Consider the following 8,121-nt stretch of genomic DNA (forward strand, 5'->3'; position numbering starts at 1 on the left):
GGGACTGCTATTATAAATATTTTGGGTATAATACTAAACATAAAAATATTCTTCTGTCAGATAAATACTTTTGATAAATCTCTATGTACGAGATTTTTAAAGCCAAGGCTATAACATCTTAATGAAACTTTAATTATACAAATTATATACCTTCTGTTCAATCTATGTATAAAATCTTAACTTGGAAAATCATTAGCCCAATAGGTCAATTTCTTTGTAGCATTGCAAAATGCGTAAATCTTTGTCCCAACAGACCATGCTCCTAGTAGCATCGTAAGATGCGTAAAATCTTTCCCAACGAGCCATCCTCCTAGTATCTTCGAAACATGAATAAATCTTTACCCAAAAAAACCAACCTTTTTTTAGCATATTATGATGCACAAATCTTTTACCAACGGTCCAAACTCCTTATTGCTTCGAAACATAAATAAATCTTTGCATCGAAAGACGGTCAAATCTTTGTCCCATCAGGCTTACATCCTTGTACCATCAAAACTTGGGTAAATCTTTGCCCCATAGACCCATCCTTACTGTAGCATCACACGATACGCAAATCTTTTTCACAACGAGCCAAACTCATTATAGCTTAGAAAAATGAATAAATCTTTGTCTCGAAGAACCAACTTCCCTGTTGCATCGAAAGACGATCAAATCTTTGTCCCATCGGGCTTACATCTTTGTACCATCAAAACTTGGGTAAATCTTTGCCCCAGCAGGGCAACCCCTTGTAGCATCGTAAGATGCGTAAATTATTGCTCCAGCGGAGCAACCTATTTGCAAGATTAAAAATCAAAATACCCTCAGGTAAAATCATAAAAACGATCTTTTCTACCTCATCTATTTCTTCTACAAAATCTTCGTGTAATGGAATTAATAATGATCTACCCTCATGCATAACTCTGGCCATCAACTGCGATGGATATTCTTCAATACTGGTAATAGCAACATTATAATTCGATGTCCGATCATGAATCGAGTAGCCCTCTAATCCTTGACTTTTACCTTGAATCTTGGCAGATCTTTTTGTTGCTTTTGATAATTTATTTTCATCTATATAAAAACTTTGATGACTTAATACTCTTGCCTGCTCAGGATTATCTACACCTTCTAATTTCAACAAAGTACTCCCATCTGTTTTACATGATTCAATAAAAAAAGGAACGTGACATCCGTTTATTTTAAAAAAAACGACCTTTTCACTTAGTATATGTTTTTTGAAAATTGGATTCATTTCAACATCTAAAATGCCTTTTATTCCATGTGATTTGTAACATTTGCCAGCTTCAATAAAATCAATCATAAACCTAATTATGTTGAATTAAATATTGGCGAATAATAACACCACGTTCTGCCTTGGGATCATAAGGAGTATTGGGATTGGCGAAACCTCTTTTTAAAAACCATGCTTCGTGATACACCATACCAATATGATCTGCATATTTAGAATTCGATTTGATTTTAATAATTTCATCTGTATAATCAGCTTCCTCAACACTGAGAACGTTTTCAAATGAACCAGAAGAAATCAATTCTTTTGATTTTATATCTAAATAATAATAAGAATTATTATTCCAATAACTAAAAAGTTCAAAGGGTTCCCCTTGGAAAGTTATCAATTGCCTTGAACCAATATAAACATTACCATTCCATGATTTATTTTTAGCAACAGGATAAACTAATTTAATAAAATCAAGACCAAACTCTGTTTTGATCAATTTGCTTTTACTCGAAGTGACGAATGAATTTCCAACCAATTCCCAGGATGCACTGGAATCTTTTCTTAGGTATTGATCTAAAGAAAATACCAATTCATTATTTGCATTTCGAAAAGTATCTACTACTTCTTCCATGATTTCAACACTTACTGAATCAATAGTAACCACAATTTCCTTGGAAAATAAATAGAGTCCGTTTTATAAATCCAAAATTTACCCAACTCTAATGGCGTATAAGTATAACCAAAAGTAGTTTCATCCAATACTTCAACTTCAGGATCACAAGCATTGATAACTAAACCTGTTACCAATATTATAACTATCGTTTTTATGAATTGCATCTTTACCATTAATGATTAAAATTAAATAACGAATTCCGAATGATACCACCACAAACCACATCATCACCTTCATAAATGACAGCCGATTGACCGGGAGCGATACCTCTAACAGGAGCATGGAAGTGAATTTTTAATTCGTCGCCTTGGTGTTGGACCTGACATACATGTCCAGGATCTTTATATCGAACTTTAGTAACGAAATCCTCATCACCCGGCACGGTATTATATTTTAACCAATTCAGTTTGCTAACATCCATAGCTGGTCTTGACAGCTCCATTTCTTCTCCCAAAACAACTGTATTGGTCTCCGGAATTATGTCGGTAACAAACATTGGTTTCCCAAATGCTTTTCCTAAACCTTTACGTTGGCCCACGGTATAAAAAGGATATCCATCATGATAACCTAAAACCGATCCAGATTGATCTATAAATAGTCCACCTTTGACTTCATCTTCTAATCCTTCTACCCGGCGCTTTAAAAACCTCTATAATCATTGTCAGGTACAAAACAAATCTCGTAACTCTCGGCCTTTTTGCCAAATTATCGTATTGACGATCAGCAGCAAACTGTCTCACTTCCGGCTTAAGATATTCAGCTAGCGGAAACACACTTCTTCCAAGAGCTTCCTGTGTTAGTCCCCATAATACATAGGATTGATCCTTGACCAAATCCTTAGCTTTGGATACATAATACCGGTCTTCAAGTTTATTCTTGCGCACATAATGTCCTGTGGCGATGAATTCACAATCCAGTCCGTCAGCCCGCTTTAATAAGGCATTCCACTTGATGTGTGTGTTGCACATCACGCATGGATTAGGGGTCCTGCCAGCGATATATTCATCTACGAAATTGTCAATCACAGCATCGCCGAATTCATCCCGAATATCTAAAATAAAATGATGAAAACCCATATCTACAGATACTCTTCGAGCATCCTGGAGGGAATCTAAAGAACAGCAGCCTGTTTCCCTTTTTAGAACCACCCGAAGAAGCGTAATCCCAGGTTTTCATAGTGATCCCAATCACCTCATATCCCTGCTCATGCAGCATGATGGCAGCTACCGTACTGTCGATACCTCCACTCATAGCTACTAAGATTTTTCCCAATTTACTCATAAAAACTTAGCTACAAATATAATACATATTAATAAATAATCGAATATAAAAATTTCAACTAAATAATATTTTTTCCTAAATATATGCTTCAAATATTTGACTCTCTCGTATATTTGCACTCCAATTCAAAAGTCTAATAGAAGTATTAGCCTGTTACAAACGGATAAACCCTTGATATGGTTCAGTTTCGGACTCTTTTATTAGACTGAAATGAAACAATCAAAGGCCTGGTAACGGTAATAAATTGCGGGAGTAGCTCAGTTGGTAGAGCACGACCTTGCCAAGGTCGGGGTCGCGAGTTCGAGTCTCGTCTCCCGCTCTTAATATAATAGTTAGGCACATGTCAATATAGATTGACATATAACTATTGTACCAGCCCAGGTGGTGAAATTGGTAGACACGCAGGACTTAAAATCCTGTGGACAGTAATGTTCGTGCGGGTTCAAGTCCCGCCCCAGGTACAAGGTTCAGCGAAAGTTGAACCTTTTTAATTATATCTGGGTCGAACATAAGTCGAACAAAAACTAAATCTTTTTTCTCTTTCAAATAACATTTTGTATTTTTGAGAAAAAAGTATGAAAAATACTAGAATCAAAGTTCAGACTAGTGAAATTGCATTAATGCATTGTGAATCATCAGAAGATGCGCGCAAAAATTTAGAGTTGCATGTTTGGAATTTTATTGATTTGTATAAAGAAGATCTTATCGATTACCAAGTTTCATATACAACTTTTATCCATCCAAAATTTGGTTTAACCTTGAGTTCTTTATCAGTATTAAGGATTAAGGAATCTCCTAAATCAACAACTTAATAATTGATTCGAAAAATCGCAAAAATGGAAGTCATTTGTCTATCTGATGAAGCATTTTATGCACTTATTGAGACAGTAGTGGCTCGGATAAAAGATAAGGAAGGCATCAAAGGAGATAAATGGATTTCTGATGAAGAGGCTATGTCAAAGCTTCGGATTAAAAGTAAGACCACCCTACAAAAACTAAGGGATGAAGGAAAAATTAGATTTTCCCAGCCAGAAAAGAAAATTATTTTATATGATACCGATTCAATAGATATATATTTGGAAAAACATTCAAAAAATTCATTCTGATGGAAATAGATGAAAGTAAATATATTAAGGGATTTAATGCTGGGTATTTTCTTTCTAAATACGAACCAAAGGTATCGTTGGAATTGTTGGAACATATTCACCCTATCAATTCGTATATTTCAGGCATGAACTTTGGACAAAAAGGAATTTCAAATTGAGATTGATAAAACCAATTAGAAGAACTTAAATCCATAAGACATCAAAAGGACAATTCTAGAAATTTAGAATAACTAATTTTAAGGTTCTGAAATGACAAATATTACTTTAGCAGAATATATCTTAAGATACAACAATGATACTTTACCCCATGTGAAAGAGTCTAGGCAAATTACTAATTCCGTCATATTCAAAAACGTTTTAGGGCTACCTACTCCAACTACTCCTAATCCTCAAACATTCAGTTATATTTACTTTATCTTAGATCCAGAATCCAGAAATTGTGTTAGTGTTGTTCAACTCTTGGAAGATGACTTGCATGCTTTCACTAGTTCTAACAATCGGAAGAAAGGATTCATTAAAAATGCAATGGTAGCTGCTATTCTACCTGATAGATTTAAGCATAATGATTCTATTGAAATTAGTTTGCTTAATGATGGCCAGTCAGATTATAATATTTCTACTAAAGTAACTGAAAGTCTAGGTTTTCAAAAAATTGGAGCTGATGAGGACAAGTTTGTATTATTGAAAAAAAGACTTTGAAGTTGAAATCTTAAAGAACCTCAATAAATAAAATAGTGCTTTTCAACATTTTTAAATGCTAAATAATCAAATTTACTTATTATTGGTAAATTTATGTTGCATTCAGAATGGATATTTACTTTAATGATTCAACCATTGAGAAGTCAAAGATAGAGCATCAAATATTATCATATTTAGATCATCACTATCCCATAGCTTCCTTTTCTTAGATTCCCATGATGCTAAGTCCTTGAAATCAATAACAAAAATCTGATTTTAGCGACTGCTCATAAACATCTCTGATCTAATAATTTGAATACTGTACAACTTTTGCTTCTCCTTAACAAGAAAGAAACAAGTATTTAATGCATCCTAATTGCAAAAAATTACTTAAATATTTCAAATTTAGTATGTTTTATTTAATATTATATACATTTGGACTTTAATTTCATTATACAATAAATCATACCAAAAGTAAGAAACAATTAATAGTTCGTGTAAAGGAAAAGGAAAGGATTAAAGGAGATAAATGGATTTCGGGTGGTGAAGCTATGTCAAAGCTTAGAATTAAGAGCAAGACTATCCTACAAAAACTAAGAGATGAAGGAAAAATTCGATTCTCACAACCAGAAAAGAAAATAATTCTATATGATACCGATTCCATTAATGTATATTTGGACAAACATTCAAAAAAAAATTTCTAATGGAATTTGATAAGCAAAAATTTATTGAGGGTTAAATACAGGGCACTTACTCGCTAATTATGAACCTAAGTTAGTAATCTCATTTTTAATCAATATTCAGCCTATCAATTCATATTTATATGAATTGAAATGTGAGAGAAATGAATTCGAATTATCAAAAGCACAATTAATTGAATTTGCACAAATTAGAAATAACTTGAGGAAGATAATTTTTTAAGCAAGAATTAACCATTATACATTTATAAACAGTTTAAAATGGAGGATTGTTCTTTTCCAATATTTTTTGCACGAGAAATTGAGCATCGTAATGAACGAATTGAAATAAATGATGGTATATGAAATTAAAAATGATCCTGCATACTCATATGGTTCTATTATTCCTAATGATACTTTTACTAAAATTGATAACCTTTCTTTCGATTTCTTAATGTCAGCTAAGTTCGAAAACAGTAAAACTAATAAAAATTTTATTGGAGTTCTTAATCTTAATAAAATTGTAATGTCATTTTTAATATTGGTATTCATACTTGTAAAAATATTAAACAAATAAAATGATATTTCAAAATCTAATTTATTTAAAATGGTAATTGAAAAATTCACTGAAGACTTAAATGAATTTTTGATATAGATGGTGAAATTCAATATTTAGGGCTAAATTTTAAAAGTCCTAATTTGAAAACTTCTACATTTGACCGCAATTTAAACCTTAGAATAGGTTTACACCTTGATAGTTGGGACAGAAAAAAATTGAATGATAGGGAGAATTCAAGAAATAGAATTTGTATTAATTTAGGCAAAGAAGTAGGCATTTTATATTCTTAAATAAGAAAATTATTGAACTTATAGATGATTTAGAAATTGACAATTTTGATCTTAGAGGTGGTTCTGAACTAGAGGCGATTATATCTGAGGAAATACCCAAATCAACAAATCAAAATTAAATATTTATCCTGGAGAGGCTTATATTGCACCTACTGAAAATATAATTCATGATGCCACTACATTAAATAAAGCATTTCCTGACATTACTTTGTCGTTAATTGGTAACTTCTGGGTTAAAAGGATCTATTTAGATAATTTCCAAAATAGTTCCAGTAAGATAATTTTCTACCAACCAACAAAGTAATTATTATTAATTAGTTGAAAATAAAATAATTACAAATTATTTAAATATATATATTTATTATCTTTTCAATTTAACAAATTGTTATCATAGCTTAGCATCCTTAAATTGGGGATAGGAATTAGAGATGCAAGTTTTGGAAATACCTTAGATGTATACTCATTTTAGCTTAGACTTTTTTTTAAATTTAAACTAATTATATGGAAAACATTTCAAAAGAAACTTTAGGTGCTGCATTGATTCAGACAGGAAAACCAGCACTTATTCGAGTCGCTGAACGATTGATTAATGAATCAAACAAGTCATTTTGTGATCACACAGATTACTCCGCATTCGTAGATTCACCTTTATAATTGTCATCAATATGGAAAACAAGTCAAAAGAAACTTTAGGTGCTGCATTGATTCAGACAGGAAAACCAGCACTTATTCGAGTCGCTGAACGATTGATTAATGAAGATGCAAACTCATCAAATGATCATACTGAATTTTCAAATCATGTGAATTCTGATTAGTTTTAACTTTCACTTATGATATTAAAATAGTAGAAGCTTAAACTAATGACTGGCTCAAAATCAAAGTTTTTCCTAAAGGTTAAAGCAAGATGTAATATAAATTGTTCATATTGTTATGAATATAATTCTAGTGATCAATCCTGGAGGGAAAAACCAGGTACAATGTCAAACCATACACTTATTTCTACTGTAAAAAGAATATCGGAATATGTGCAGGAGAAAGAGTCGAAGGCTATTAATGTTGTTTTTCATGGAGGGAACCATTACTTGTTCCACTTGAGTTTTTTTCTAAAGCAGTAGATTTATTTCGAAACATGATATCAAACACATGTTCAATTAAATTTTCCCTCCAAACGAATGGCATTTTAATAACAAAACAAATTTTAGATGAATTTATTCGATTAGGAATTAAAGTGGAATTAGTATTGATGGAACAAAAGAAAGTAATGATAAATATCGTGTTGATTTCAAAGGCAATTCGACTTTTGATGATGTTGTGAAGGGTATTGATTTACTAAACAGAAAAGTACATTAAAACTAATGGTGGAGTCCTTACTGTAATAAATCCAAGTATCCAGCATTGGAAACTTACAGATTTTAAAAAGCCTTGAAGTTCCCGCAATTGATTTTTTAATGCCTCACCATAATTATATAGATAAACCATGTTTCCCTTTGGGGAATCTAATGGTAGTATATCTAATTGGTTAATTACTGTTTTTATTAATGGTAGGAAAATGGTGATGCTATTTCTATTAGAATATTTGAGCATATTATTCATTTACTTTTTAGGTGGTATTTATGCTGTAGAAAACTTAGACTCGCA

At 31.8% G+C, this 8,121-nt stretch carries 10 protein-coding genes, 1 tRNA gene and 1 pseudogene; 8 read left to right on the plus strand and 4 right to left on the minus strand.

Features of this window, described 5'->3' with window-relative positions:
- Window positions 1-685: 685 nt before the first annotated feature.
- From IPK88_20140 to mnmA, 4 genes and pseudogenes are all read right to left on the minus strand, one after another.
- Window positions 686-1,300 carry a hypothetical protein gene (locus IPK88_20140; protein MBK8245750.1) on the minus strand — a complete coding sequence of 205 codons (615 nt, stop codon included), beginning with the start codon at window positions 1,298-1,300 and terminating at the stop codon, window positions 686-688.
- Between the two features lie 4 nt (window positions 1,301-1,304).
- Window positions 1,305-1,850: a hypothetical protein gene (locus IPK88_20145; protein MBK8245751.1), complete on the minus strand. Its 546-nt coding sequence runs from the start codon at window positions 1,848-1,850 to the stop codon at window positions 1,305-1,307.
- An 11-nt stretch (window positions 1,851-1,861) separates the two neighbouring features.
- Window positions 1,862-2,056: a hypothetical protein gene (locus IPK88_20150; GenBank protein ID MBK8245752.1), complete on the minus strand. Its 195-nt coding sequence runs from the start codon at window positions 2,054-2,056 to the stop codon at window positions 1,862-1,864.
- A gap of 8 nt (window positions 2,057-2,064) precedes the next feature.
- Window positions 2,065-3,173: pseudogene (mnmA, locus tag IPK88_20155) on the minus strand (tRNA 2-thiouridine(34) synthase MnmA).
- 246 nt (window positions 3,174-3,419) lie between these two features.
- On the opposite strand from mnmA, the gene IPK88_20160 reads away from it, so the two are divergent.
- The 8 genes from IPK88_20160 to IPK88_20195 all read left to right on the plus strand — a co-directional run bounded on the left by IPK88_20160 (window position 3,420) and on the right by IPK88_20195 (window position 7,598).
- Window positions 3,420-3,492, plus strand: a tRNA-Gly gene (locus IPK88_20160).
- Window positions 3,493-3,748: 256 nt separating this feature from the next.
- A complete protein-coding gene (locus IPK88_20165) occupies window positions 3,749-3,985 on the plus strand; it encodes a hypothetical protein (protein MBK8245753.1) in 237 nt (78 codons plus the stop codon).
- 24 nt (window positions 3,986-4,009) lie between these two features.
- The gene (locus IPK88_20170) at window positions 4,010-4,279 is read left to right on the plus strand and encodes a helix-turn-helix domain-containing protein (protein MBK8245754.1); all 270 of its coding nucleotides are present in this window, start codon (window positions 4,010-4,012) and stop codon (window positions 4,277-4,279) included.
- Window positions 4,279-4,437 carry a hypothetical protein gene (locus IPK88_20175; protein MBK8245755.1) on the plus strand — a complete coding sequence of 53 codons (159 nt, stop codon included), beginning with the start codon at window positions 4,279-4,281 and terminating at the stop codon, window positions 4,435-4,437. Before IPK88_20170 ends, IPK88_20175 begins: the two co-directional genes overlap by 1 nt.
- A 91-nt stretch (window positions 4,438-4,528) precedes the next feature.
- Window positions 4,529-4,978 (plus strand): hypothetical protein, encoded by a 450-nt coding sequence (locus IPK88_20180; protein MBK8245756.1) that lies wholly within the window; start codon window positions 4,529-4,531, stop codon window positions 4,976-4,978.
- Window positions 4,979-6,984: 2,006 nt separating this feature from the next.
- A complete protein-coding gene (locus IPK88_20185) occupies window positions 6,985-7,137 on the plus strand; it encodes a hypothetical protein (GenBank protein ID MBK8245757.1) in 153 nt (50 codons plus the stop codon).
- Window positions 7,138-7,148: 11 nt separating this feature from the next.
- On the plus strand, window positions 7,149-7,298 hold the full coding sequence (locus tag IPK88_20190) for a hypothetical protein (GenBank protein ID MBK8245758.1): 150 nt from the start codon (window positions 7,149-7,151) through the stop codon (window positions 7,296-7,298).
- Window positions 7,299-7,343: 45 nt separating this feature from the next.
- Complete coding sequence (locus IPK88_20195) at window positions 7,344-7,598, plus strand: hypothetical protein (GenBank protein MBK8245759.1); 255 nt, start codon at window positions 7,344-7,346, stop codon at window positions 7,596-7,598.
- Window positions 7,599-8,121 lie beyond the last annotated feature (523 nt).

Source organism: Candidatus Defluviibacterium haderslevense (genome assembly GCA_016712225.1).
In the GTDB taxonomy this organism is placed as follows: domain Bacteria; phylum Bacteroidota; class Bacteroidia; order Chitinophagales; family Saprospiraceae; genus Vicinibacter; species Vicinibacter haderslevensis.